This window comes from Streptomyces sp. NPDC005898 (assembly GCF_040629635.1).
GTDB lineage: Bacteria > Actinomycetota > Actinomycetes > Streptomycetales > Streptomycetaceae > Streptomyces.
Genome location: NZ_JBEXWC010000007.1, coordinates 217,835 through 242,321, shown reverse-complemented (window position 1 = coordinate 242,321; position 24,487 = coordinate 217,835). Strand labels below are relative to the sequence as shown.

General features: G+C 72.9%; 20 protein-coding genes. 5 read left to right on the top strand and 15 right to left on the bottom strand.

The window, feature by feature from the left end:
* Nucleotides 1-23 precede the first annotated feature (23 nt).
* From ABZ385_RS12960 to lipB, 3 genes are all read right to left on the bottom strand, one after another.
* Nucleotides 24-227 (bottom strand): hypothetical protein, encoded by a 204-nt coding sequence (locus ABZ385_RS12960; RefSeq protein WP_358585642.1) that lies wholly within the window; start codon nt 225-227, stop codon nt 24-26.
* Nucleotides 228-477: 250 nt separating this feature from the next.
* Nucleotides 478-1,443, bottom strand: coding sequence for a lipoyl synthase (locus tag ABZ385_RS12955; RefSeq protein WP_358585644.1), 966 nt, complete (start codon nt 1,441-1,443; stop codon nt 478-480).
* A gap of 132 nt (nt 1,444-1,575) precedes the next feature.
* On the bottom strand, nt 1,576-2,373 hold the full coding sequence (gene lipB / locus ABZ385_RS12950) for a lipoyl(octanoyl) transferase LipB (RefSeq protein ID WP_358585646.1): 798 nt from the start codon (nt 2,371-2,373) through the stop codon (nt 1,576-1,578).
* Nucleotides 2,374-2,590: 217 nt separating this feature from the next.
* Here lipB and ABZ385_RS12945 point away from each other — a divergent pair, with 217 nt between their 5' ends.
* Nucleotides 2,591-4,033, top strand: coding sequence for a regulator (locus tag ABZ385_RS12945; RefSeq protein WP_358585648.1), 1,443 nt, complete (start codon nt 2,591-2,593; stop codon nt 4,031-4,033).
* A gap of 36 nt (nt 4,034-4,069) precedes the next feature.
* On the opposite strand, the gene ABZ385_RS12940 is transcribed toward ABZ385_RS12945, so the two are convergent.
* Both ABZ385_RS12940 and ABZ385_RS12935 read right to left on the bottom strand, forming a co-directional pair.
* Entirely contained in the window at nt 4,070-5,461 is a 1,392-nt protein-coding gene (locus tag ABZ385_RS12940; protein WP_358911312.1) for an NAD(P)/FAD-dependent oxidoreductase, read from the bottom strand.
* A 176-nt stretch (nt 5,462-5,637) separates the two neighbouring features.
* The gene (locus ABZ385_RS12935; RefSeq protein ID WP_358911310.1) at nt 5,638-6,564 is read right to left on the bottom strand and encodes a TIGR01777 family oxidoreductase; all 927 of its coding nucleotides are present in this window, start codon (nt 6,562-6,564) and stop codon (nt 5,638-5,640) included.
* A 163-nt stretch (nt 6,565-6,727) separates the two neighbouring features.
* Here ABZ385_RS12935 and ABZ385_RS12930 point away from each other — a divergent pair, with 163 nt between their 5' ends.
* Both ABZ385_RS12930 and ABZ385_RS12925 read left to right on the top strand, forming a co-directional pair.
* The gene (locus tag ABZ385_RS12930; protein ID WP_358585653.1) at nt 6,728-7,216 is read left to right on the top strand and encodes a GNAT family N-acetyltransferase; all 489 of its coding nucleotides are present in this window, start codon (nt 6,728-6,730) and stop codon (nt 7,214-7,216) included.
* A gap of 98 nt (nt 7,217-7,314) precedes the next feature.
* Nucleotides 7,315-8,478 (top strand): PP2C family protein-serine/threonine phosphatase, encoded by a 1,164-nt coding sequence (locus tag ABZ385_RS12925; RefSeq protein ID WP_358585655.1) that lies wholly within the window; start codon nt 7,315-7,317, stop codon nt 8,476-8,478.
* A 32-nt stretch (nt 8,479-8,510) separates the two neighbouring features.
* On the opposite strand, the gene ABZ385_RS12920 is transcribed toward ABZ385_RS12925, so the two are convergent.
* The gene (locus ABZ385_RS12920) at nt 8,511-9,032 is read right to left on the bottom strand and encodes a DUF4240 domain-containing protein (RefSeq protein ID WP_358585673.1); all 522 of its coding nucleotides are present in this window, start codon (nt 9,030-9,032) and stop codon (nt 8,511-8,513) included.
* Nucleotides 9,033-9,165: 133 nt separating this feature from the next.
* On the opposite strand from ABZ385_RS12920, the gene ABZ385_RS12915 reads away from it, so the two are divergent.
* Nucleotides 9,166-10,113: an SDR family oxidoreductase gene (locus ABZ385_RS12915; protein WP_358585657.1), complete on the top strand. Its 948-nt coding sequence runs from the start codon at nt 9,166-9,168 to the stop codon at nt 10,111-10,113.
* A 25-nt stretch (nt 10,114-10,138) separates the two neighbouring features.
* Here the strand turns inward: ABZ385_RS12915 and ABZ385_RS12910 are convergent, their stop codons facing one another.
* From ABZ385_RS12910 to ABZ385_RS12880, 7 genes are all read right to left on the bottom strand, one after another.
* A complete protein-coding gene (locus tag ABZ385_RS12910; protein ID WP_358911308.1) occupies nt 10,139-11,110 on the bottom strand; it encodes a WYL domain-containing protein in 972 nt (323 codons plus the stop codon).
* Nucleotides 11,111-11,317: 207 nt separating this feature from the next.
* A complete protein-coding gene (gene aceE / locus ABZ385_RS12905; RefSeq protein ID WP_358911307.1) occupies nt 11,318-14,014 on the bottom strand; it encodes a pyruvate dehydrogenase (acetyl-transferring), homodimeric type in 2,697 nt (898 codons plus the stop codon).
* A 309-nt stretch (nt 14,015-14,323) separates the two neighbouring features.
* Nucleotides 14,324-14,947, bottom strand: coding sequence for a GntR family transcriptional regulator (locus ABZ385_RS12900; RefSeq protein ID WP_358585662.1), 624 nt, complete (start codon nt 14,945-14,947; stop codon nt 14,324-14,326).
* A gap of 138 nt (nt 14,948-15,085) precedes the next feature.
* A complete protein-coding gene (gene sucB, locus ABZ385_RS12895; RefSeq protein ID WP_358911305.1) occupies nt 15,086-16,909 on the bottom strand; it encodes a 2-oxoglutarate dehydrogenase, E2 component, dihydrolipoamide succinyltransferase in 1,824 nt (607 codons plus the stop codon).
* Between the two features lie 98 nt (nt 16,910-17,007).
* Entirely contained in the window at nt 17,008-18,396 is a 1,389-nt protein-coding gene (gene lpdA / locus ABZ385_RS12890; protein ID WP_358585664.1) for a dihydrolipoyl dehydrogenase, read from the bottom strand.
* A 319-nt stretch (nt 18,397-18,715) separates the two neighbouring features.
* Nucleotides 18,716-20,263, bottom strand: coding sequence for a leucyl aminopeptidase (locus tag ABZ385_RS12885; RefSeq protein WP_358911303.1), 1,548 nt, complete (start codon nt 20,261-20,263; stop codon nt 18,716-18,718).
* Between the two features lie 147 nt (nt 20,264-20,410).
* The gene (locus ABZ385_RS12880) at nt 20,411-21,193 is read right to left on the bottom strand and encodes an adenosylcobinamide-GDP ribazoletransferase (protein ID WP_358911302.1); all 783 of its coding nucleotides are present in this window, start codon (nt 21,191-21,193) and stop codon (nt 20,411-20,413) included.
* Nucleotides 21,194-21,259: 66 nt separating this feature from the next.
* On the opposite strand from ABZ385_RS12880, the gene ABZ385_RS12875 reads away from it, so the two are divergent.
* The gene (locus ABZ385_RS12875; RefSeq protein WP_358584002.1) at nt 21,260-22,045 is read left to right on the top strand and encodes a hypothetical protein; all 786 of its coding nucleotides are present in this window, start codon (nt 21,260-21,262) and stop codon (nt 22,043-22,045) included.
* Here the strand turns inward: ABZ385_RS12875 and ABZ385_RS12870 are convergent.
* Entirely contained in the window at nt 21,964-22,683 is a 720-nt protein-coding gene (locus ABZ385_RS12870) for a hypothetical protein (protein ID WP_358584004.1), read from the bottom strand. The genes ABZ385_RS12875 and ABZ385_RS12870 overlap by 82 nt on opposite strands.
* Nucleotides 22,680-24,449 carry a phosphatidylglycerol lysyltransferase domain-containing protein gene (locus ABZ385_RS12865; RefSeq protein WP_358911300.1) on the bottom strand — a complete coding sequence of 590 codons (1,770 nt, stop codon included), beginning with the start codon at nt 24,447-24,449 and terminating at the stop codon, nt 22,680-22,682. The genes ABZ385_RS12870 and ABZ385_RS12865 overlap by 4 nt, the downstream gene beginning before the upstream one ends.
* Between the last annotated feature and the right edge of the window lie 38 nt (nt 24,450-24,487).

Genomic DNA, 24,487 nt, shown 5'->3' with positions numbered 1-24,487 from the left:
AGTCTACGTGGCCCCGGACGCGACTACGACGTGCGGGTTGCCACCGTCTCCTCGAAGACACGCAGCGCCTCGACCCGGTCCTTGGCACGGCGCCGGTCTTCCAGGACGGAAGTCCAGGCGTTGCGGCGCGCGGTGCGCTGGCCGCCGCTCAGCAGCAGGGACTCGACGACGCGCAGGGCGTCGGTGACGGACGGGATGGCGGTGGCGCGTACGGGCGCGGCCTGCATGATGGGGCCCTCCTGAGGACCAGCTCGATGGCTCGGGGGAAAGCTGTACGTCTGGCGGTGGAGCTGTACGTGCGGTGATACCAGGGTCACTGATTGGTGTTACCAGGGCGTGACCGACCGGTCAAACGCCGATGAAACCTCGATCCGGGCCCCGAAACGCCGACGCGGCCCGCACACCCCCGTCACCTGCGGGATCACGCGGGCCGCGGCGTCGCGGCGGCTACCTGTCAGTAAAGGCTTGTGCGCGGATTCACACGGCCTGGGAGGCGACGTACGCCCCGCGCTTCTCGATCGCCATCTGGTACAGGCGGCCGGCGCGGTAGGAGGAGCGGACCAGCGGGCCCGACATGACGCCGGAGAAACCGATCTCCTCGGCCTCCTCCTTCAGCTCCACGAACTCCGCCGGCTTGGCCCAGCGCTCCACGGGGTGGTGGCGCGGCGTCGGGCGCAGGTACTGCGTGATCGTGATCAGCTCGCAGCCCGCCTCGTGCAGCGCGTGCAGCGCCTCGCTGATCTCCGCGCGCTCCTCGCCCATGCCGAGGATGAGGTTCGACTTGGTGACCAGGCCGGCCTCCCGCGCCCGCGTGATGACCTCCAGCGAGCGCTCGAAGCGGAAGCCGGGGCGGATGCGCTTGAAGATGCGCGGCACCGTCTCCACGTTGTGCCCGAGGACCTCGGGGCGCGAGGAGAAGACCTCGGCCAGCTGGTCGGGGTCGGCGTTGAAGTCGGGGATGAGCAGCTCGACCTTGGTCTGGCCCTCGGCGCGCTCCGCGGTCATCGCGTGGATCTGGCGCACGGTCTCCGCGTACAGCCAGGCGCCGCCGTCGGCCAGGTCGTCGCGGGCGACGCCGGTGATCGTGGCGTAGTTGAGGTCCATCGTCACGACGGACTCGCCGACGCGGCGCGGCTCGTCGCGGTCGAGGGCCTGCGGCTTGCCGGTGTCGATCTGGCAGAAGTCGCAGCGCCGCGTGCACTGGTCGCCGCCGATGAGGAACGTCGCCTCGCGGTCTTCCCAGCATTCGTAGATGTTCGGACAGCCCGCCTCCTGGCAGACCGTGTGCAGGCCCTCGCTCTTCACGAGTTTCTGCAGGGCGTTGTACTCGGGGCCCATCTTCGCCCGGGTCTTGATCCACTCGGGCTTGCGCTCGATGGGGGTCTGGCTGTTCCGGACCTCCAGGCGCAGCATCTTGCGTCCGTCGGGTGCGACTGCGGACACATCGGCTCCCTGCTAGCTGGCGTATCTTCGATTCATCGGCGCACACCAGGGTACGCCCGTGATGTCGTCGGCCTTACTTCCGGCCAACCTCTGGCCAACGGGGTGCATTCCCCCGGGTCCGGCGGCCCCGCCCTAGACGGCGGTCTTCTCCACCGGGCGCGGCTTCAGCTCCGCGTTCTCCAGCACGTCCCGCAGGTGCCGCTCCGCCACGGGCAGCACCTCGGAGATCGTGATCTCGCGGCCCAGTTCGTACGAGAGCGACGTCACGCCCGCGTCCCGGATGCCGCACGGGATGATCCGGTCGAACCAGGTGTTGTCCGGGTTCACGTTCAGCGCGAAGCCGTGCATCGTCACGCCCTTGGCGACGCGGATGCCGATCGCGGCGATCTTGCGGTCCTCGCGGCGCTGGCCCGCGTTGGACGGGGCGTACTCCGGACCGTTGAACCGCGCGTCGAACTCCTCGTCCGTCAGGCGCGGGTCGAAGTCCAGGGAGAGACCGCCGAGCGCGGGGCGCCGCTCCACGGGGTCGCCGAGGACCCAGACCCCGCTGCGGCCCTCGACCCGCGAGGTCTCGAGACCGAACTCCGCACACGTACGGATAAGAGCCTCTTCCAGGCGCCGCACATGTGCTACGACGTCCACCGGGCGCGGCAGCTTCTGGATCGGGTACCCCACGAGCTGGCCCGGCCCGTGCCAGGTGATCTTGCCGCCCCGGTCCACGTCCACGACGGGCGTGCCGTCCAGCGGCCGCTCGCTGTCCTGGGTCCTGCGTCCCGCGGTGTACACCGGCGGGTGCTCCACCAGCAGGCAGGTGTCCGGGATTTCGTCGGCGAAGCGGGCGGCGTGCACCCGGCGCTGCTCGTCCCACGCCTCCTGGTACTCCACGGCGTCCGGGCCGAAGCCCAGTCGGACGAACCGAAACTCATTCACGGCTGGTGCCTCCCTGAACGTTCACCGTGCACATATCGCGCCCCAGCCACTGTACGGGCCCCCCGTGCAGGCAACCTCGGCCCGGGTTCCTCACACGATCGGATGAACGAGGGGCGAAGGCGCCGACGCGGGCTGTGATGGCCGTTACATTCGCGCCGTTCACGAGGCCATAAGGGCTGCTCAAGGCAGGTCCGGAAGGCAGGAGACCGCACAGCCGATGACGGAACGACCCCCGCAGCGCACGCCCAACCGCCAGCTAGCCGCGCTCATCTCGGAAGCCGGGTTCTCCCATGCGGGCCTCGCGCGCCGCGTCGATCAGCTCGGGCTCGAACACGGCCTCGACCTGCGGTACGACAAGACGTCCGTGACCCGCTGGCTGCGTGGCCAGCAGCCCAGAGGCACCACACCCGCACTGATCGCCGAGGTCTTCACCAGACGCCTCGGGCGGCGCCTTTCCGCCCAGGACCTCGGGCTCGACGCGTGCGCGCCGGTGTACGCCGGGCTCGAATTCGCGGCCACCCCCGAGGAGGCCGTCGACATCGTCGGCGGCCTGTGGCGCAAGGACTCCGGCAGCCACGCCGAGCTGCGGAAGATCGCGTTCACCCCGGCCGGGCTCGTCGTGCCCAGCCGGGACTGGCTGATCGGCCGGGCCGACGAACGCGTCGGCCGCGGCGAGCCCGACCCCGCGCACCGCGTGCCCGCCCAGGGCCGCCCCGGGGTGCCCCGCCAGCGCAGGGAGCCCGACCGCGGCCCCGGGCAGCGCGTCACCAACGGCGACATCGCGGCCCTGCGCTCGGTCGGCGAGCTGTTCCGCGCCCTCGACCACACCTACGGCGGCGGCCACGCCCGCCAGGCCCTCGTCCGCTACCTGGAGCACGAGGCGGAGCCGATGCTGCGCGGCACCTACGGCGAGCAGGCCGGGCGGCGGCTCTTCGGCGCCGCCGCCGACCTGACCCGGCTCGCGGGCTGGACGTCGTACGACATCGCCGCCCACGGACTGGCCCAGCGGTACTACGTCCAGGCGCTGCGCCTCTCCCAGGCGGCGGGCGACCGGGCGTACGGCTCCTACGTCCTGGTCACGATGAGCCGCCAGGCCGTCTACCTCGGGCACGGGCGGGAGGCCGTGCAGCTCGCGCGGGTGGCCCAGCAGGGCGTCGGCTCCGCCGCACCGCCCGTCGTGCAGTCCCTGCTGTACGCCGCCGAGGCGCGCGGCCACGGCGTGCTCGGCGAGGCGCGGGCCTGCACGGCCTCCCTGATGCGGGCCGAGCGCTCGCTGGAGGCGTCCCGGCCGGGCGACGAGGTGCCCTACTGGGCCCGCTTCTTCGACGAGGCGCAGCTGGCCGACGAGCAGGGGCACTGCTACCGCGACCTCCAGCAGTACCGCGTCGCCGCCCAGCACGCCGAGCGCTCCCTGCAACTGCGCGCCCCCGGGTTCGCGCGCAGCCGCCTGTTCTGCCGGGTGGTGCTCGCCACGGCCCGGCTCGGCCTCGGCGACCTGGAACAGGCCTGCCTGCTGGGTGCCGAGGCCGCCCAGGCGGCCGGCGAGATGCGGTCGGCGCGGGCCCATGAGTACGTACGCGATTTCGAGCGCCGCCTTGAGCCGTACCGGGACGCGGCGCCCGTCCGGGGGTACCGCGACAAGGTGGCGGCGCTGGGCTGAGCCGCACGCCCCCACGTCCGAGCGGCGGTGAGGGGATCAGGCCGCGGCCGGCAGCGGTGCGCCCTGGGCGTGCGCCGGAGCGAGGCCGAAGTCCGCGAGCACGGCGTGCGCCGCGCGCCGGCCGGAGTGCAGCGCGCCCTGCACGGTGCTGGTGTCCCGGTGGTCCCCGCAGACGTAGAGCCCCGCGAGCAACCGGACCGGGCGGCGCGGGTCGTGCGGCGGTGGCATCGCGGGGACCGCCTCGCGGGTGTGGTGGACGGCGAGCAGTTCCCAGCGGTCGGTCGGCGTGCCGTACAGGGCGGCGAGATGCGCGCGGACGGTCCGCTCGTCGGGCGGTGGGCCGAGCACCGTGGAGGAGACGAGGACGCGGTCGGCGGGCGCCCGCGAGGGGTCCACTTGGCTGATGACGGCCGTGTGCGCGACGGGGCCCGCGCGGTCGGCGTCCAGGAGGAGCGCGGGCCCCTCCAGCGGCGGCTCCGGGGCGGTGTGGTGCACCACCGTCAGTTCGTGGAACGGCGGGACGCGCAGGCCCGGCAGCAGCTCGGCGGCCGCGCGGGCGTCGGTGGCGAGCAGCACGGCACGGCAGGCGACCTCGCCGTGCTCGGCGGTGGTGACCGACGTGGTGGAGACCGCCGTGACACGGACGCCGGTGCGGACCGTGCCCGGCGGCAGCGCGGCGGCGAGCAGTTCGGGCAGGACCTCCGCGCCGCCCTCCGGCACGCAGAGCCGGCCGCGCGCGAAGGCGTGCAGGGCCAGGTCGGCGCACCGGCTGGAGGTGGTCAGACCGGGATCGCAGAGCAGCGCGGAGAGCAGCGGCCGCAGAAACCCGTCGATGGTGCGCGAGGGCAGGCCGCGCGCGGAGAGGGCCTGGGCGGCGGGGAGTTCGGGGCGGGACAGGAGCCGCTCGACGGGGGTCGCCGCCAGACGGGCGAGCGCGGCCCCGAGCCGGGCCTGGTCGAGCGGACCGCCTAGAGGGGCGGTGCCTCGGGACGAGGTGCCACGGGAGGAGGCGCCTCGGGGCGCGGTGCCGCGTGCCGGGGTGCCGCCGCGCGATGCCATGCGGGGGGCGCTCGCCAGGGCGCGCGCTGCGGTGAGTGCGCCCCTCGCGCTCCGTCCGGGCAGGGGCTCCGCCACGCGGTGGTGGCGGCCGTCGCTGTGCACCAGGAGGCCCGGCGCGAAGGGCCGCAGGACGAGGGAGTCGAGCCCCGGGGTGCGGCGCAGTTCGGGGTAGGAGGTGGTGAGCAGCTGTCCGATCCGGTCGAGCCGGAACCCGTCGACCTTGTCGGTCGACATCCGGCCGCCCACGCAAGGGGCGGCCTCCAGGACGAGGGTCGGCACACCGGCGCTGGTCAGCCGGTGCGCGGCCGCGAGCCCCGCGGCCCCGGCCCCCACGATGACGACATCCGCATGGTGCGCAGGCTCTAGCACGTGCCCTCCCAGAGGTCGCGCGGCTGGTGGGGAGCTGATGCCCCCGGCGGGGCCCCGGAATCCCCGACTTCGGCAACGAGGGTAGGAGTGGCACCTTCCGGGGGCAGTCGCGCACGGACCGGGCACGGTCGCACGCGGGTCGCACACCGGGTGCCCCCCCCGCGAAGTACGGCCGACTACCGCAGCGCCGCCCGGATCGCGTCCTCGATGTCGGGGAACGCGAAGACGAAGCCGGACTCCAGCAGGCGCTTCGGCAGCACCCGCTGGCTGCCGAGGACGTCCCCGGCCATCTCGCCCAGCACCAGGCGCAGCGCGGGCGCGGGGGCCGTGAGGAGCGTGGGCCGCTTCAGCACCCGCCCCATCGCGGCCGTCACCTCGCGGTTGGTGCGCGGGTGGGGCGCGGTGAGGTTGACGGGGCCGGACAGCGTTCCGGAGTCCAGGAGGTGGCGCAGCGCCGCCACCTCGTCGTGCAGGGAGATGTGGCTCCAGTACTGCCTGCCGTCGCCGAGGCGCCCGCCGAGCCCCGCCCTGAAGAGCGGGAAGAGCCGCCCCCAGGCGCCGCCCTCGCGGCCCACCACCAGGCCGTTGCGGGCCAGGACGGTGCGGATGCCCGCCTCCTGGGCGGCGGCGGTCGCGGCCTCCCACTCGACGCACAGCGCCGGCAGGAAGCCCTCCCCGGCGGGCGCGCTCTCGTCCACCGCGTGCTGACCTGTGTCTCCGTAGTAGCCGATCGCGCTCGCGTTCAGGAACACCCGGGGCGGCTCGTCCAGCGAGGCCACCGCGGCGGCCAGCGCGGCCGTGCCGAGGACCCGGCTGTCGCGCAGCTCCCGTTTGTAGGCGTCCGTCCAACGGTGGTCGCCGATCCCCGCGCCCGCGAGGTTGACGACCGCGGAGCAGCCGACGAGCCCGGCCGTGTCGACGTACCCCTTCTTGGGGTCCCAGCGCACCTCGTCCGGGGTGCGGGGGGCTCTGCGCACGAGCCGGACGACGTCGTGCCCGTCCGCGGCGAGGGAGCGCGCGAGGGCCGTGCCGATGAGCCCGGAGGCGCCGGCGACGGCCACCCGGGACGGCTGCGGGGAACGCGTCGGCTGTGTGGGTTCCATGGGCCCCATCCTGCCCCCGAACCCCGGGAAGAGGCCTGCCGACGCCCGGCCGGGACGCCGGGTCGGGACGCCGGGAAGGGGCACGGCGGACACTGGCCGGAACGCGGCTGGAACGTGGCCGAAATGCCACCGGGACGCGCGATGATCGCCGTACAGTGGCGCCATGACGGCCCCGCACATACGCATCGCGCTGCCCGAGGACGACGACGCCCTGGCCCGTCTGGACCGCGCCGCCTGGTCCCCGCTGCACGCGGTCCAGCCCCGCCCCGAGCCTCCCTACGAGCCCTTCTTCGACGACCGCTTCGGGCCCGGCGACCACCTCGTCGCCGAACTGGACGGGCGGCTCGTCGGCTATGTGAAGCTCGGCTTCCCCACCCCGCTCCTCGTCAACGCGCACGTACGCCAGATCCAGGGCTTCGTGGTCGCCGAGGAGGCACGCGGCAAAGGGGTCGGCAGACGGCTGATGCGGGCGGCCATGGACGAGGCGCGCCGCCAGGGCGCCGTCCGCATCACCCTGCGGGTGCTCGGGCACAACACCCCGGCCCGCAAGCTGTACGAGGCCGAGGGCTTCGCCATCGAGGGGGTCCTGCCCGGCGAGTTCCTGCTGGACGGCGCGTACGTGGACGACGTCCTCATGGGCCGCTCCCTGTGACCGCCCCCCGGGAATCCCGGCCCGCCGCCACGCGGGTCCGGGCACCCGAAGGACCGGCCCGGGGTGCGGCGACCCCTCGCGCGTAGGAGCGTGAGGAAATGATCAGGGCTGCGGCGAGACGTCGTGACGCGGAGGAGCGCGACTGGCTGCTGCGCGGCACGCCACCCCCGCCCTGGGTGCGCTGGCCGCCGCCGCTGCTCCTCGTCGCGATCATCCTGATCCAGCTCATCACGCCGAAGACGGTGGACCTGAGCTTCCTGGTCGCGGCCGTCCCGCCGCTGGCCGCCCTGTCGTACGGGCCCGCCGCCACCGCCCTGCTCGGCGGCGTCGTGGTCGCGCTGCTCACCCTGCCGGACTTCGGGCTCGGCCGTCCCGGCAACAGCGACGCGCTGACGATCACCTTCATCGCACTGCTCAGCATCCTCTTCGCGTGGGTGCGCAGCCGCCGCGAGGCCCAGCTCGTCACGGTCCGCACCGTCGCCGAGGCGGCCCAGTTCGCGGTCCTGCCGCCGCTGCCGGAACGGGTCGGCCGGGTGCGGTGCGCCGGCCTCTACCAGGCCGCCGAGCACGAGTCCCTCGTCGGCGGCGACTTCTTCGACGTACGCAGGGGCCCGGGAGCCGTCCGGGCCCTGGTCGGCGATGTGCAGGGCCACGGGCTCACGGCCGTCGGCACGGTCGCCGCGCTGCTCGGCGCCTTCCGCGAGGCGGTCCTCGACCAGCCCGACCTCCAGGGCGTCGCCGGGCGCCTGGACCGCAGGCTCGTCGTGGACTCGGCGGACGACGAGCACGCCGAGCTGTTCGCCACGGCGGTACTCCTGGAGTTCCCGGACGACTGCGCGTGCGTACGCGTCGTCTCCTGCGGCCACCCGGCGCCGCTGCTGCTGCGCGGGCCCGAGGTCACCGAACTCGCCGTGGCGGCCGGGCCCCCGCTCGGCCTCGGCATCGCGGGCCTGGCCCCGCCCGAACAGCTGACGGTGCCGTTGCTCGCCGGGGACCGGCTGCTCGGCCTGACCGACGGGGTGAGCGAGGCACGGGACGTGTCCGGCGCGTTCTACCCGCTGGCCGAGCGGCTCAGCGAGCTGATCAAGTCCGAGCCCGAGATCCTGGACGACCCGGCGGAGCTGACCGAGCGGATGTGGGCGGACGTGGTGCGGTACGCGGGGACGGTACGGGACGACGTGACGATGATGGTGTTCGCGCCGGAGGCGGAGGCGGAGGCGGAGGCGGAGACGGCGGCGGGCGGGGAGGCCCGCGAGCCGTAAGTCCGGTCCGCCGCGACCGGGTCGCCGTGGGGTCAGTCCGCCATGAAGCGGGCCCACAGTTTCGGATAGCGCTCCGCCATCACCGCGTCGTCCTCGAGGTCGAGCGGCGTGCCCGCCGGTTCCGGCGGGGCGGGCAGGATGCCGAGGTCCGGGGCGACGACACCGGTGAGCTGCTCGTACGCCTCGTCGGCGGCGTAACCCAGCTCCTCGCCGTCGCCGTCCAGCTCCTCGTCGAAGTCGTCCAGGAGCTCGGCGAGCGCGTCGGGGTCGTGCACCGCGCCCTCGAAGACCTCCCGGCCCTGGCCGATCAGCCAGCACCGGAAGTAGTCGAACGCGTCGTCGCTCGCGCCGCCGAGCAGCACCCAGGCCGCGCCCCACAGATCCCAGCGGTAGGCGCGGTTGTAACGGGCCTCGAAGTGGCGTGCGAAGTCGAGGACGGACTCCGGGTCGTACCGCAGCAGTCTCTCGACCAGCAGCTCGGCGTGGTCCTCGGGGTCGCCGCCGGCGGCCTCGCGGGTGCTGTCCACGATCTCCCAGAACTCCGTCTCGTCCATCACGGGTCCAGCATCGGTCCTGGGGAGGGGAGACGCACGCGGAGTACACCGGAATGCGACTGTCTCGTTATCGCGCACATGCCGATGGAAAAACCGACAGGGGTTGTCGCCTTTTGGTGGAAGCCTCGAAGACATGGACACCACACGGCGAACGACCGACAGCACGCACCCCCTGACCGGGAAGATCGCCCTCGTCGCGGGCGCCACACGCGGCGCGGGCCGCGCCATGGCCGTCGAACTGGGCCGGGCCGGCGCCACCGTGTACGTGACCGGGCGGACCACGCGCGAGCACCTCAGCGAGACAGGCCGCGCCACCGAGACCATCGAGGGGACCGCCGAGCTGGTCCGGGCGGCGGGCGGCACGGGCGTCGCCGTACCCACCGACCACCTGGAACCCGAACAGGTCGAGGCGCTCGTCGAGCGGATCGACCGCGAGCAGGGCCGCCTGGACATCCTCGTCAACGACATCTGGGGCGGCGACCTCCACGTCGAATGGGACAAGAAGATGTGGGAGCACGACCTCGGCAAAGGGCTGCGCGTGCTGCGCCTCGGCGTCGAGACCCACATCGTCACCAGCCGGTACGCGCTGCCGCTCCTCGTCAGGAACCCCGGCGGCCTGATCGTCGAGGTCACCGACGGCACCGCCGAGTACAACGGCCCCCGCTACCGCAAGCCCTTCTACTACGACCTCGCCAAGGCCGCCCCGCTGCGCATGGCCCGCGACCTCGCCGAGGAGGTCGCCGAGTACGGCTGCACGGCGCTCTGCCTCACCCCCGGCTGGCTGCGCTCGGAGGCCATGCTCGACACCCACTTCAAGGTGACCGAGGACGACTGGCGCGCGGGCTGCGCGCAGAACCCGCACTTCGCGATCTCCGAGACGCCCGCCTTCGTGGGCCGCGCCCTCGTCGCGCTCGCCGCCGACCCCGACGTGGCACGGCACAACGGCGCCTCGCTCTCCAGCGGCGGCCTCGCCAAGGAGTACGGCTTCACGGACGTGGACGGCTCGGCGCCCGACGCCTGGCGCTACCTCACGGAGGTCGACCAGGAGAGCGACACCGCGGACGTCACCGGCTACCGGTGACCGAGGATCGGTGACCGGTGGCCGGCTACCGGTAGAGCGCCGCCGAGCCTTCCGCCGCGCGGGCGAACCGCTCGCGCAGGGGGGCGGGTTCGAGCACCTCCGCCTCCGGGCCGAGCGCCATGAGCTGCGTGTACGCCACGTCGTCGTTCTCGACGGGCAGGGTGACCGTCACCCGGCCCGCCGCGTCCGGGGCGCCCGCCGACTCCATGGCCTCGGCCGCCACCGCCCGGTCGGTCGCGTACGGGAGCTGCCGTGCGCCCGCCTCGGTGAGCCGCACCACGACCTCGGAGCGCAGGATCGCCCGCGCGAACTGCGCCGCCCGCTCCTCCCAGAAGCCCGGCAGGTCGAACCCCTCGTCCCTTACGAAGCGCTCGTCGCCGACGCTGACCTCGGTGAACCTGTCGATGCGGTACACGCGGTGCGTGCCGTCGGCGGGGACGCGGGCGCACACGTACCAGACGCCCGCCTTGAGCACGAGCCCGTACGGTTCCAGCTCCCGCCCCACCTCCGACTCCTGGCGGCGGTAGCGGGCGGTGACCCGGCGGTCGTCCCACACCGCTTCCGCGACGGCGGGCAGCAGCTCGGGGGCGGGCGTCTCCTTGAACCAGCCCGGCGCGTCCAGGTGGAAGCGTTGGGCCGCGCTCTGCGGGGCGTCCCTGAGGGAGGGCATGAGCGCGGCCGAGACCTTCAGGCGGGCCGCGGAGGCGGCGTCCTCCAGGCCCATCTCCCGCAGGGCGCCCGGCACTCCGGACAGGAACAGGGCCTCCGCCTCGTCGCGGCCGAGGCCCGTCAGGCGGGTGCGGTAGCCGCCGACGAGGCGGTAGCCGCCGGTGCGGCCGCGGTCGGCGTACACGGGGACGCCCGCCTCCGACAGGGCCTGCGCGTCCCTGGTGATGGTCCGCTCGGAGACCTCCAGTTCGGTGGCCAGTTCCGCGGCGGTCATGGAGGGGCGGGACTGGAGCAGGAGCACCATCTTGATGAGGCGGGCAGCGCGCATGGGTCCATGATGCGGGGCGCTGTGCGCTGCGCTGTGCTGGGGCTTCCCCTGAGCCGCCGCTTCGCGGCGGATGTTTCCCGCCCACCCGCCCGATTGCCCGGCGTCATCTCCTGGGCCGCCGCTTCGCGGCGGGTGTTTCCCGCCCACCCGCCCGATTGCCCGGGGTTGCCGGCTGAACGGGTGGGTGGGCGGGAGACGTCGGGAGGGCTACAGGCCGTACTTCGCCCGTGCCTCCTTCACCGCCGACGCCGGCACCTCGCCCCGCCGGGCCAGCTGCGCCAGCGCCGCGACGACGATCGACTCCGCGTCGACACCGAAGTGGCGGCGGGCCGCGTCCCGGGTGTCGGAGAGGCCGAAGCCGTCCGCGCCGAGCGAGGAGTAGTCCTGCTCGACCCACTGGGCGATCTGGTCGGGGACCTGACGCATGTAGTCGGAGACGGCGAGAACAGGGCCCTGCGCGCCTTCGAGCGCCGTACGGAGGTACGGGGTGCGCTCCTCGCCCCGCAGCAGCGCCTCGTCCGCCTCCAGGGCGTCCCGGCGCAGCTCCGTCCAGGAGGTGGCGGACCACACGTCCGCGGCCACGTTCCACTCCTCGGCCAGCATCTTCTGCGCGGCGAGCGTCCAGTGGATGGCCGTACCGGAGCCGAGCAGCTGGATGCGCGGGGCGTCGGAGGCGGGGGAGAGGCCGGCCGACTCCGCCGTGTTGAAGCGGTAGAGGCCGCGCACGATGCCCTCGTCGACGCCCGCGGGCTTCGCGGGCTGCGGCATCGGCTCGTTGTAGACGGTGAGGTAGTAGAAGACGTTCTGGTCCTCGCCGGGCAGCGCCTCGCCGTACATGCGGCGCAGACCGTCCTTGACGATCGCGGCGACCTCGTAGGCGAACGCCGGGTCGTAGGTCAGGGCGGCCGGGTTGGTGGCCGCGATGACCGGCGAGTGGCCGTCCGCGTGCTGGAGGCCCTCACCCGTCAGCGTCGTACGGCCGGCCGTGGCGCCGACGAGGAAGCCGCGGCCGAGCTGGTCGCCGAGCTGCCACATCTGGTCGGCGGTGCGCTGCCAGCCGAACATGGAGTAGAAGATGTAGAAGGGGATCATCGCCTCGCCGTGCGTGGCGTACGACGACGACGCGGCGATGAAGTCCGCCATCGAACCGGCCTCGGTGATCCCCTCGTTGAGGATCTGGCCGTCCTTGGCCTCCTTGTAGTACATCAGCTGGTCGCGGTCGACCGGCTCGTACGTCTGGCCCTTGGGCGAGTAGATGCCGAGGGAGGGGAAGAGCGACTCCATGCCGAAGGTGCGCGCCTCGTCGGGGACGATCGGCACCCAGCGCTTGCCGGTCTCCTTGTCGCGTACCAGGTCCTTGACCAGGCGTACGAAGGCCATGGTCGTCGCCACCGACTGCGAGCCGGAGCCCTTGTCGAACGCGGCGAACGCCTTGTCGGCCGGGGCGGGCAGCGGCGCGAACGGCTGCGTGCGGCGGGCCGGGGCGGGGCCGCCGAGGGCCGCGCGGCGCTCCTGGAGGTAGCGGACCTCGGGCGAGTCGGCGCCGGGGTGGCCGTAGGGCACCTGGCCGTCGACGAACGCGCTGTCCGGGATCGGCAGGTCGAGCCGGTCCCGCATGTCCTTGAACTCGTCCACCGTCAGCTTCTTCATCTGGTGGTTGGCGTTCTTGGACTCGAAGCCCTTGCCGAGGGTGAAGCCCTTGACCGTCTGCGCGAGGATCACGGTCGGCGCGCCCTTGTGGGTGAGCGCCGCGCGGTAGGCCGCGTACACCTTGCGGGCCTCGTGGCCGCCGCGCGAGAGGTGGAAGCACTCGCTGATCTTGTCGTCGCTCAGCAGCTTGCCCAGCTCCACGAGCGCCGGCTCCGAGCCGAAGAAGTGCTCGCGTATGTAGGCGGCGTCGCGCGTGGCGTACGTCTGGAACTGCGCGTCCGGCACCTCGCGCAGGCGGCGGACCAGGGCGCCCGTGGTGTCGAGCTGGAACAGCTCGTCCCAGGCGTTGCCCCACAGGACCTTGACGACGTTCCAGCCGGCGCCGCGGAACTGGGCCTCCAGCTCCTGCACCACGCGGAAGTTGGCGCGGACCGGGCCGTCGAGGCGCTGGAGGTTGCAGTTGATGACGTAGGTGAGGTTGTCGAGGCCCTCGCGGGCGGCCAGGGCGAGGGCCGCCGTCGACTCGGGCTCGTCCATCTCGCCGTCACCGAGGAACGCCCACACGTGCGAGGCGGAGACGTCCTTGATGCCGCGGTTGGTGAGGTAGCGGTTGAAGCGCGCCTGGTAGATGGCGGAGAGCGGGCCGAGGCCCATCGACACCGTCGGGAACTCCCACAGCCAGGGCAGGCGGCGCGGGTGCGGGTAGGAGGGCAGGCCGTCGCCGCCGGACTCGCGCCGGAAGTTGTCGAGCTGCGCCTCGTTCAGGCGGCCGTCGAGGAAGGCGCGGGCGTAGATGCCGGGGGAGGCGTGGCCCTGGATGTACAGCTGGTCACCGGAACCGTCGCCCTCCTTGCCCTTGAAGAAGTGGTTGAAGCCGGTCTCGTACAGCCAGGCCGCCGACGCGAAGGTCGCGATGTGGCCGCCGACGCCGTGCTTGGCACCGCGGGTGACCATCGCGGCCGCGTTCCAGCGGTTCCACGCGGTGATCTTCCGCTCCATCTCCTCGTCGCCGTCGATCGCCGGCTCGGCGGAGGTGGGGATGGTGTTGACGTAATCGGTCTCGAGGAGCTTGGGCAGCGCCAGGCCCGCGCCCTCGGCGCGCTCCAGCGTGCGCCGCATCAGGTACGCGGCACGGTGCGGCCCGGCCGCCTGGGTAACGGCGTCCAGGGAGGCCTGCCATTCGGCGGTCTCCTCGGGGTCGCGGTCCGGGAGCTGGTCGAGCTCGCTCGGCTGGATTGCGGAGGGGTCGGTCATTGCGCCGCCTTCCTGAGTCGGAGGGGGTCCCCTGTTTCGGTAAGGGGTGGGGGTGCCTTGTCTGGCAGGACAGGGCGTGCGGCGCTGGAGCGGAACATTGGTGTGGGTCCGCCTCAGGGCCACCGCCGACTGTAAGCCCGTGATCGATGATCGATCAAAGCGTTCGACGAAAAACTTTCCCGGAACGCGAAAGTCGGCATCCGGTGCCAGCGAAAAGGGCACCGGGTGCCTTCGATTTGAAGGAATCGAGGGGAGTCCGCGCAGGTGGGAGCACGTTTGCGGCCCCCGCCTCACGCATGAGCGCGTCGGTCAGGCGCGCGGCGCGCAGCCGAGGACGTGCGACTTGACCAGCTCCGCGATCGCGGGGTCCCGGCGCCGGAAGGCCGTGACGAGGGCCTCGTGCTCCTCCGCGTACGACTGCTGGACCGTGCCGAGCCACCGGATGGACAGCGCCGTGAAGACCTCGATGCCGAGGCCCTCCCAGGTGTGCAGGAGCACCGAGTTGTCCGCCGCCCGCACCAGCTCCCGGTGGAAGGCGACCGTGTGCCGCACCTGCCCGGTGCCGTCGGCGGCGCGGTCCGCCTCGTAGAGGGCCGCCACATGGGGCTCCAGCGCCGAGCAGTCCTCGGCCAGCCGCTCCGCCGCCAGCTCCGCGGCGATCGCCTCCAGGCCCGCCCTGACCGGGTAGCTCTCCTCCAGGTCGGCGGCCGTCAAGTTCCGTACGCGCACACCCTTGTTGGGCGCCGACTCGATGAGCCGCAGCGTCTCCAGCTCGCGCAGCGCCTCCCGCACCGGGGTCTGCGAGACCTCCAGCTCCACGGCGATCCGCCGCTCCACGATGCGCTCGCCCGGCTTCCAGCGCCCGCTGACGATCCCCTCCACGATGTGCTCGCGGATCTGTTCGCGCAGCGAGTGAACGACGGGCGCGGTCATGAGAGCTCCTCCGGCGGGGGCTGCGGGCCCCAAGGGCGTGTGACCCCTAGACAATACGGCGACGCCCCCGACCGGAAGGCTCCGGACGGGGGCGTACGCGCTGATGAGACGAGTGTTACAGCCTCACCCGGGACCTGACTACAGGCCGAGCTCGACCTCGAACTCGCCGGCTTCCAGGATCGCCTTGACGGCGGTCAGGTAGCGGGCGGCGTCCGCGCCGTCGACCAGGCGGTGGTCGTAGGACAGCGACAGGTACGTCATGTCCCGCACGGCGATGGTCTCGCCGAGGTCGGGGTGGTTGATGACGACCGGGCGCTTGACGGTGGCGCCGATGCCGAGGATGGCGGCCTGGTTCGGCGGCACGATGACCGTGTCGAACAGGGCGCCGCGCGAGCCGGTGTTGGAGATCGTGAAGGTGGCGCCGGACATGTCGTCCGGGGTGAGGCCACCGCCACGGGCCTTGCCGGCCAGCTCGGCGGTCTTCTTGGAGATGCCGGCGATGTTCAGGTCGCCCGCACCCTTGATGACCGGCGTCATCAGACCCTTCTCGGCGTCCACGGCGATGCCGATGTTCTCCGAGTCGAAGTACGTGATGGTGCCTTCGTCGTCGTTGATCCGGGCGTTGATGACCGGGTGGGCCTTCAGCGCCTGGGCGGCGGCCTTGACGAAGAACGGCATCGGGGACAGCTTGACGCCCTCACGGGCGGCGAAGGCGTCCTTGGCCTTGGCGCGCAGCTTCATCAGCTTGGTGATGTCGACCTCGACGACCGAGGTCAGCTGGGCCTGCGAGTGCAGGGCCTTCATCATGTTGTCGCCGATGACCTTGCGCATGCGGGTCATCTTGACCGTCTGACCGCGCAGCGGGGACGTCTCCAGGGCCGGGGCCTTGGGGGCGCTCGGCGCGGCGGCGGCCGGGGCCGGGGCGGCCTGCTTGGCCTCGGCGGCGGCGATGACGTCCTGCTTGCGGATGCGGCCGCCGACGCCGGTGCCCTTGACCTCGGAGAGGTTCACGTCGTTCTCGGAGGCCAGCTTGCGCACCAGCGGGGTCACGTACGCGCCGTCGTCGGCCGGGGTGGGCCGGGCCGGGGCGGCGGGAGCCGACGGGGCCGCGGCCTTGGCCGGAGCCGGGGCGGCAGCGGCGGGCGCGGCCTGCGCGGCGGGGGCCTGGGCGGCCGGGGCGGCGGGCGCCTCGGCCTTGGCCGGAGCCTCCTGCTTCGGGGCCTCCTGCTGGGGAGCCTCCTGCTTGGGGGCCTCCTGCGCGGGGGCTTCCTGCTTCGGGGCCTCCTGCTGCGCGGGGGCGGCCGGGGCCTCCTCCTTGGCCGGAGCCGCGGCGGAACCGGGCGCGCCGACGACGGCGAGCTTGGCGCCGACCTCGGCGGTCTCGTCCTCGCCGACGACGATCTCCAGGAGCACGCCCGCGACGGGCGAGGGGATCTCGGTGTCGACCTTGTCCGTCGAGACCTCCAGGAGGGGCTCGTCGGCCGCGACCTCCTCGCCGACCTCCTTCAGCCAACGGGTGACGGTGCCCTCGGTGACGCTCTCACCGAGCGCCGGCAGGGTGACCTCGGTGCCCTCGGCGGAACCGCCGGACTGCGCCGGGGCGGCGGGCGCCTCGGCCTGGGCGGGGGCCTCCTGCTGCTCGGGGGCGGCCGGGGCCTCCTCCTGGGCGGGGGCCGCCGGGGCCTCCTCCTGCGCCGGGGCGGCCGAGCCGCCCGCGTCGCCGGAGCCGTCGTCGATGACGGCCAGCTCGGCGCCGACCTCGACGGTCTCGTCCTCGGCGACCTTGATGGACGCCAGGATGCCGGCGGCCGGGGAGGGGATCTCGGTGTCGACCTTGTCGGTCGAGACCTCGAGCAGCGGCTCGTCGGCCTCGACGCGCTCACCCTCGGCCTTCAGCCAACGGGTGACAGTGCCCTCGGTGACGCTCTCGCCGAGCGCCGGAAGGGATACGGAAACCGCCATGGTTTCGGTTGCTCCTTACGGATGGGGACTCCCCTGCTCGAGCGAAGTCGAGAGCTTGGGGAAGCGGAAAGTCTGGTCGTCGCGCCCGGTGACTGACGTCAGTCGTGGGAGTGCAGCGGCTTGCCCGCGAGGGCCAGGTGGGCCTCGCCCAGCGCCTCGTTCTGCGTCGGGTGGGCGTGGATGAGCTGGGCGACCTCGGCCGGCAGCGCTTCCCAGTTGTAGATCAGCTGGGCCTCGCCGACCTGCTCGCCCATGCGGTCGCCCACCATGTGGACGCCCACGACGGCGCCGTCCTTGACCTGGACGAGCTTGATCTCGCCCGCGGTCTTCAGGATCTTGCTCTTGCCGTTGCCCGCGAGGTTGTACTTGAGGGCGACGACCTTGTCCGCGCCGTAGATCTCCTTGGCCTTGGCCTCGGTGATGCCCACGGAGGCGACCTCGGGGTGGCAGTACGTCACCCGGGGCACGCCGTCGTAGTCCACCGGGACGGGCTTGAGACCGGCCAGGCGCTCCGCGACCAGCATGCCCTCGGCGAAGCCGACGTGCGCGAGCTGGAGGGTCGGGACGAGGTCGCCCACGGCCGAGATGGTCGGCACGTTGGTCTGCATGTACTCGTCGACCAGGACGTAGCCGCGGTCCATGGCGACGCCCTGCTCCTCGTAGCCGAGACCGGCCGAGACCGGGCCGCGGCCGATGGCGACCAGGAGGACCTCGGCCTCGAAGGTCTTGCCGTCGGCGAGGGTGACGCGCACGCCGTTCTCGGTGTACTCGGCCTTCTCGAAGAACGTGCCGAGGTTGAACTTGATGCCGCGCTTGCGGAACGCGCGCTCAAGAAGCTTGGAGCTGTTCTCGTCCTCGACCGGCACGAGGTGCTTGAGGCCCTCGATGACCGTGACGTCGGTGCCGAAGGACTTCCACGCCGAGGCGAACTCGACGCCGATGACGCCGCCGCCCAGGATGATCGCGGACTGCGGCACGCGGTCCAGGGTCAGCGCGTGGTCCGAGGAGATGACGCGGTTGCCGTCGATCTCCAGGCCCGGCAGCGACTTCGGCACGGAGCCGGTCGCGAGCAGGACGTGGCGGCCCTGGATCCGCGAGCCGTTCACGTCCACGGAGGTCGGCGAGGAGAGCTTGCCCTCACCCTCGATGTAGGTCACCTTGCGGGAGGCGACGAGACCCTGCAGGCCCTTGTAGAGGCCGGAGATCACGTCGTCCTTGTACTTGTGGACGGCCGCGATGTCGATGCCCTCGAAGGTGGCCTTCACGCCGAACTGGTCGGCCTCGCGTGCCTGGTCGGCGATCTCACCGGCGTGCAGCAGCGCCTTCGTGGGGATGCAGCCGTTGTGCAGGCAGGTGCCGCCGAGCTTGTTCTTCTCGATCAGGGCGACGTCCAGGCCCAGCTGCGCTCCGCGCAGGGCCGCGGCGTAACCGCCGCTACCGCCGCCGAGGATCACTAGGTCGAAAACGGTGCTGGCGTCGTTCGCCACGTCACGTCCTCCATGCATGTGCGCCGTACGCCGGACCCCGTGCGTGGGGACGACCGGTCGGTCGGCTGGTATTCGGCCGCTCTTGTTTCGGCCCTTTGGTGGGGGCCCTGTCCTGCCGAGAACCCATCTTCGCACTTGTCGACGGGAGACGGGACGCCGGGCCAGGCTGTGAGACGTCCGATCAGCCGTCTCACAGCGGTTGCCCCGCGCGCGGACCCACGGATTTCGTCGAGGGCGAAATCGAACGGGGCTTCGCGCGCGGGAACGTGCGGGGCCCCGGACGCGGATGCGTCCGGAGCCCCGAGGCGTGCTGCCCGGCTCAGCCGAGGTCGCCCGCGGCGGTGCGCTCCGCCAGGCGGACCAGGGTGCGCACCGCGGTGCCGGTGCCGCCCTTGGGCGTGTAGCCGAACGGCGCGCCCTCGTGGTAGGCGGGGCCCGCGACGTCCAGGTGGGCCCAGATGATGCCCTCGCCCACGAACTCCTTCAGGAAGAGGCCGGCCACCAGGCCGCCGCCCATCCGGTCGCCGATGTTGGCCATGTCGGCGGTGGGGGAGTCCATGCCCTTGCGCAGTTCGGCGGGGAGCGGCATGGGCCAGGACGGCTCGCCGACCTCCTCGGCGATCTCGTGCACCGAGGTACGGAAGGCGTCGTCGTTGGCCATGATGCCGAAGGTGCGGTTGCCGAGCGCCACCATCATGGCGCCGGTCAGGGTCGCCACGTCGACGATCGCGTCCGGCTGCTCCTCGGAGGCCTTGGCGATCGCGTCGGCGAGGACGAGACGGCCCTCGGCGTCGGTGTTCAGGACCTCGACGGTCTTGCCGCTGTACATGCGCAGCACGTCGCCGGGGCGGGTCGCGGAGCCGGAGGGCATGTTCTCGGCGAGCGCCAGCCAGCCGGTGACGTTCACCTCCAGGCCCAGGCGCGCGGCGGCGACGACGGCGGCGAAGACCGCGGCGGCACCGGCCATGTCGCACTTCATGGTCTCGTTGTGACCGGCGGGCTTCAGCGAGATGCCGCCCGAGTCGTACGTGATGCCCTTGCCGACGAAGGCGAGGTGCTTCTTGGCCTTGGAGTGCGTGTACGAGAGCTTCACCAGGCGCGGCGGGGCGTCCGAGCCGGCGCCGACACCGAGGATGCCGCCGTAGCCGCCCTTGAGGAGCGCCTTCTCGTCGAGCACCTGGATCTTGATGCCGTGTTCCTTGGCGGCCGCGGTGGCGACCGCCGCGAAGGCCTCGGGGTCGAGGTCGTTCGGCGGGGTGTTGACGAGGTCGCGGGCGCGGTTCAGCTCCTCGGCGACGGCGGTGGCGCGCTCCAGGGCGGCCTTGTACGCCTTGTCGCGGGGCTTGCCGCCGAGCAGGGTGATCTCGGCGAGCGGCGCCTTGGCGTCCTTGCCGTTCTTCTTCGCGTCCTTGGCGTCGCCCTGGTCCTTGTAGGCGACGAAGGAGTACGCGCCGAGCAGCGCGCCCTCGCCGATGGCGCAGAGGTCGTCGGCGTCCTCGACGGGCAGGGCGAACGCGGCCTTCTTCGAGCCGGTCAGGGCGCGCGCGGCGACACCGGCGGCGCGGCGCAGCGCCTCCGTGCCGTACGTCTCGTCCTTCTCCGGGACCCCGCCGAGGCCGACCGCGACGACGACCGGCGCCTTGAAGCCGGACGGCGCGGGCAGCTTCGTCACCTCGCCCTCGCCGCCCGAGGCGCCGAGGGTCTCCAGGACGGACGCGAGCTTGCCGTCGTACGCCTTGTCCACGGCCTCGGCGCCGGGCGCGACGACCAGAGTCCCCTTGGAGCCAGAGCCCTTCGCGACACCGACGACGATCGCGTCGGCACGCAGGCCGGACGCCGCGGCGGTGCTGAGAGTCAGAGCAGTCACGGTGGTGAGGTCCTCTTTCGGTTGAGTTTCGACGGGCTGCGGGGTGGTGAGCCCGTCGCGAGCCTACGCCCGTGAGTGCTGCGGTGCGCCTCACTGTGTGTGTTCGGTGCGGTGTCGCGCCCACCGGGGCCCTGCCGCGGCGGGGTCTCAGCCGAGCGTGAGCACCACCAGAGCGGTGGTCGCCGCCGTCTCCGCGAGGCCCCCGAACACGTCCCCGGTGACCCCGCCGAACCGCCGTACGCAGTGCCGGAGCAGCAGCTCGGCGGCGCCGACGGCCAGGAGGACGGCCACCGCGCAGCGCACGGCGTCGTACGCCCCGAGCGGCGCGCCCGCTGCCGCCGCCCCGGCCAGGACGAGCGCCGTGACCAGTAGCGCGCGGCCGCGCGGCACGACCCCGGCGACGGCCGCGCCGAGGCCCTCGGGGCGGGCCGGGGGCACCGAGGCGCGGGCGGCCAGGGTGAGCGCGAGGCGGGCGGCGGCGGCCGAGACGACGGCGGCGACGGCGCCCGCGGTCCAGGAGCGTTCGTAGAGCCGGTGGAACACGGCGACCTGGGCCAGCAGCACGAACAGCAGCGTGATGACGCCGAAGGGCCCGATGTCGGACTGCTTCATGATGCGCAGCGCGTCCTCGGCGGGCCGGGCGCTGCCCAGGCCGTCGGCGGTGTCCGCGAGGCCGTCCAGGTGCAGCCCGCGGGTGAGGGCGGCGGGGGTGGCGACGGTCGCCACCGCGGCGAGCAGCGGTCCGCCGCCGAGCAGGCCCAGTGCGGCGCCGGTACCCGCGGCGGCCAGGCCGATCACCAGGCCGGCGAGGGGCGCCCACTGCATGCCGGCGCGCGCGGCCCCCCGGTCCCAGCGGGTGACGCGGACGGGGAGCGCGGTGAGGGTGCCGAAGGCGAAACGTATGCCGTCGGCGGGGGAGGAGGTGGACACCGCGGAAGGCTACCCCGAGGGCACGCCCGCCCTGCGGATCACTCGTGCGGGGCAGAGGATGGCCGCATGAGCGACTGGTGGTACCGGAACATCGTCGAGCCGGGGAAACTGCCGCTGCTGCTCGCCCTGCTCTCCTTCGTGGGGTCGTTCCTGGTCACCCGGACGGTCACCCGGCTCATCCGGGCGGGCAAGGGGCCCTTCCGCGACATCAGCTCGGGCGAGGTGCACATCCACCACGTCGTACCGGGCATCTTCCTGATGCTCGTGGGCGGATTCTGGGCGGTGGCCGCCGGGCAGCAGGGCGCCGGGCCGCTGTACGCCGCCGTCGTCTTCGGGATCGGCGCGGGGCTCGTGCTGGACGAGTTCGCGCTGATCCTCCACCTCGACGACGTCTACTGGAGCGAGCAGGGTCGCAAGAGCGTGGAGGCCGTCATGCTCACGGCCGCCCTGGTGGTGCTGGTGCTCACCGGCTTCACGCCGTTCGGGGTCGACGACCTGACACCGGGGGAGCGGCAAAATCGTGGCCTGCTGGTCCTGGACATCGCTCTGAACTGCGTCTTCGCCCTGGTGGCGCTCCTCAAGGGCAAGCTGCGCACGGCCCTGATCGGCCTGGTGGTCCCGTTCGTCGCGCTGGTCGGCGCCGTCCGGCTTGCCCGGCCGGGCTCGGCGTGGGCGCGGCGGTTCTACCGCCGCCGGCACCGGGCACGCGCGCGTGCGGGGCTGCGCGCCTTCCGGCACGACCGCCGCTGGGCCGGCCCGCGCCGCAGACTTCAGGACTGGATCGGCGGCTTCTCGCCCGACTCCGGGCGGTCCGGGGAGCGCGCCCCCGAGCGCACACCCCCGCCCCGGTGACGCAGGGCGGTGACCGCGCAGAGCGCCAGCGCGGCCGCGATCGCCGCCAGGTGCTCCTTGCCCGCCAGGTTGTTCTTGACGAGCACCTCGACGGCCATCAGGGCGACCACCAGGGCCGCCGTGACGTACGCCCGATACCGCCAGCACAGATAGACCGCGAGGCCCACGACGGCGGCGGACGGGCCCGTGTCGACGACCCAGGCGTCGGAGGCCGGGAGCCCGAGGGGGTGGCCGGGGCCCAGCTCGATGCCCACGCGCGCGTAGAGCGTGCCGGCGAGGGTGGCCGCGTAGCCGATGAGGAGGGTGCGCCACCAGCCGAGGCAGATCTCCGCGATGCCGAAGACGAGCAGGATCTGGGCGAGCGCCCCCCACACCGGCAGGTCGAGCGCGGGCACGAAGAGGGAGAGCGGGGTGCGCGCCAGCGCGAGCCACAGCGGATCCTCGGCGCGCACGGAGCCGACGTTCTGGACGAACTGGTAGCCCCAGGGCTGGTTCTGGACGCATTGGAGGAGCGCGGTGAGGCAGACGGCCGCCGGCGTCATGGGCGCGGCCCGCCACCGGTGGGCGGTGAGCCCGTCCCGCACGGCGGAGGACAGCGGTCCCCACTCGGCGCGGGCGCGGCGGGCCAGGGCGCTCATCGTCTCGACTCCAGGTGTTTGCGGTGCAGCAGCTTCGGCAGGCCCGGCGCTTCGAGGAAACCCTCCGCGCGCGCCGCCGCGATGGCGATGCGCGGCAGGTCGCCGCTCTTCTCGAAGAGGAGGAAGCGCGGTTCCCAGATGGGCCGGTACTTGGCGTTGGCGCGGTAGAGGGACTCGATCTGCCACCACCGCGAGAAGAAGCTGAGCAGCGACCGCCACAGGCGAAGGACCGGTCCCGCACCGAGCCGCGAGCCACGTTCGAAGACGGACCTGAACATCGCGAAGTTGAGGGAGACCTGCGTGATCTGGATCTCGGGGGCGCGCTGGAGGAGTTCGATGACCATGAACTCCATCAGGCCGTTCTCGGAGTCGCGGTCGCGCCGCATGAGGTCGAGGGAGAGCCCGTGCGGCCCCCACGGCACGAAGGAGAGCACCGCCCGCAGCCTGCCCTCCCCGTCGGTGCACTCCAGCATCACGCACCGCCCGTCCGCCGGGTCGCCGAGCCGCCCGAGGGCCATCGAGAACCCGCGCTCGGTGGCGCCGTCGCGCCAGTCGTCGGCGAGGCGCAGCAGCCGCGCCATCTCGTCCTGCGGGATGTCCTCGTGGCGGCGGACGCGGACGGTGTACCCGGCACGCTTCACGCGGTTGTACGCCTGGCGGACGGTGCGCATCGCCCGCCCCTCCAGGGAGAACTCCGCGGTCTCCACGATGGCCTCGTCGCCCAGCTCCAGGGCGTCCAGGCCGTGCCGGGCGTAGATCGTGCCGGCCTCCTCGCTCGCGCCCATCACGGCGGGGAGCCAGCCGTGCTCGCGGGCCTCGGTGAGCCAGGGCTCGATCGCGCCGGGCCAGGCCTCCGGGTCGCCGATGGGGTCGCCGGAGGCCAGTGAGACACCGCCGACGACGCGGTAGGCGACCGCCGCCTTGCCGGTCGGCGACCACACGACGCTCTTCTCGCGGCGCAGCGAGAAGTAGCCGAGCGAGTCGCGCTCGCCGTGCTGGTCGAGCAGCGCGCGCAGCCGCTCCTCGTCGTCCTCGGTGAGCGGGTCGACGGCCCGGCGGGAGCGGAACGCGGCGTACAGGACGGCGCAGAGCAGCAGCGTGCTCAGGACGTTGATGGTGACGTTGACCCAGCCGGGCGTGGCGATGCCCTCGAAGCGCCGGTCGTCGGCGGCCAGCGAGACCAGCCGCATGGTGCCGTAGCGCCAGCGGTCCAGGAAGGTCGAGCGGTAGTCGTCGTCGGCGTGGTTGGTGACGGTGACCAGCAGCGCGGCGATCAGCGAGGTCACCAGGAGCCCGCCGGCGGCGACGGCGCAGGCCAGCTTCGGGTTGGAGCGGTCGCCCTTGGCGTAGAACTCGCGGCGCCCCACGATCAGCGCCGCGACGAACGCGGCGGTCAGGACCAGGGAGATCCAGTTCTGCGCGTACCGGCGCACCTCCGGGAAGAAGCCCACCACGAGGGCGAGGAGCAGCAGGAGGAGGCCGCTGAGCACCAGGTTGAGGATCCACGCGGCGCGCTTGCGGCGCCGCATGGTGATCGCCAGGAACAGCGTGAGCGCCCCCGAGGCGAAGCCGGCGGTCAGCAGGTACGGGGTGTAGTAGTCCTCCGTGTTGTGCTGGCGCACGTCCTGCCCGAGGGAGACCCAGACCGCGCTGAGGAAGTTGACGAACGTGACGGCGCGGAGGTACCAGACGGCGAACCCCGCGGCGCGGCGCTGTGTGACGGTGCGTGGCTTCTGTCGTCCGGCAACGACTTGCTCATCTCCCATGAAAAGGGATCATATGGGCAAGATCGAGGCCGCCGCCC

Coding starts and splice junctions, on each gene's coding strand:
- ABZ385_RS12920 (WP_358585673.1), bottom strand. CDS start 9,032: ATGGACGAGACGGAGTTCTGGGAGATCGTGGACAGCACCCGCGAGGCC.
- ABZ385_RS12925 (WP_358585655.1), top strand. CDS start 7,315: ATGATCAGGGCTGCGGCGAGACGTCGTGACGCGGAGGAGCGCGACTGG.
- ABZ385_RS12875 (WP_358584002.1), top strand. CDS start 21,260: ATGAGCGACTGGTGGTACCGGAACATCGTCGAGCCGGGGAAACTGCCG.
- ABZ385_RS12960 (WP_358585642.1), bottom strand. CDS start 227: ATGCAGGCCGCGCCCGTACGCGCCACCGCCATCCCGTCCGTCACCGAC.
- aceE (WP_358911307.1), bottom strand. CDS start 14,014: ATGACCGACCCCTCCGCAATCCAGCCGAGCGAGCTCGACCAGCTCCCG.
- ABZ385_RS12945 (WP_358585648.1), top strand. CDS start 2,591: ATGACGGAACGACCCCCGCAGCGCACGCCCAACCGCCAGCTAGCCGCG.
- ABZ385_RS12915 (WP_358585657.1), top strand. CDS start 9,166: ATGGACACCACACGGCGAACGACCGACAGCACGCACCCCCTGACCGGG.
- ABZ385_RS12910 (WP_358911308.1), bottom strand. CDS start 11,110: ATGCGCGCTGCCCGCCTCATCAAGATGGTGCTCCTGCTCCAGTCCCGC.
- ABZ385_RS12935 (WP_358911310.1), bottom strand. CDS start 6,564: ATGGAACCCACACAGCCGACGCGTTCCCCGCAGCCGTCCCGGGTGGCC.
- ABZ385_RS12930 (WP_358585653.1), top strand. CDS start 6,728: ATGACGGCCCCGCACATACGCATCGCGCTGCCCGAGGACGACGACGCC.
- ABZ385_RS12870 (WP_358584004.1), bottom strand. CDS start 22,683: ATGAGCGCCCTGGCCCGCCGCGCCCGCGCCGAGTGGGGACCGCTGTCC.
- ABZ385_RS12865 (WP_358911300.1), bottom strand. CDS start 24,449: ATGGGAGATGAGCAAGTCGTTGCCGGACGACAGAAGCCACGCACCGTC.
- sucB (WP_358911305.1), bottom strand. CDS start 16,909: ATGGCGGTTTCCGTATCCCTTCCGGCGCTCGGCGAGAGCGTCACCGAG.
- ABZ385_RS12900 (WP_358585662.1), bottom strand. CDS start 14,947: ATGACCGCGCCCGTCGTTCACTCGCTGCGCGAACAGATCCGCGAGCAC.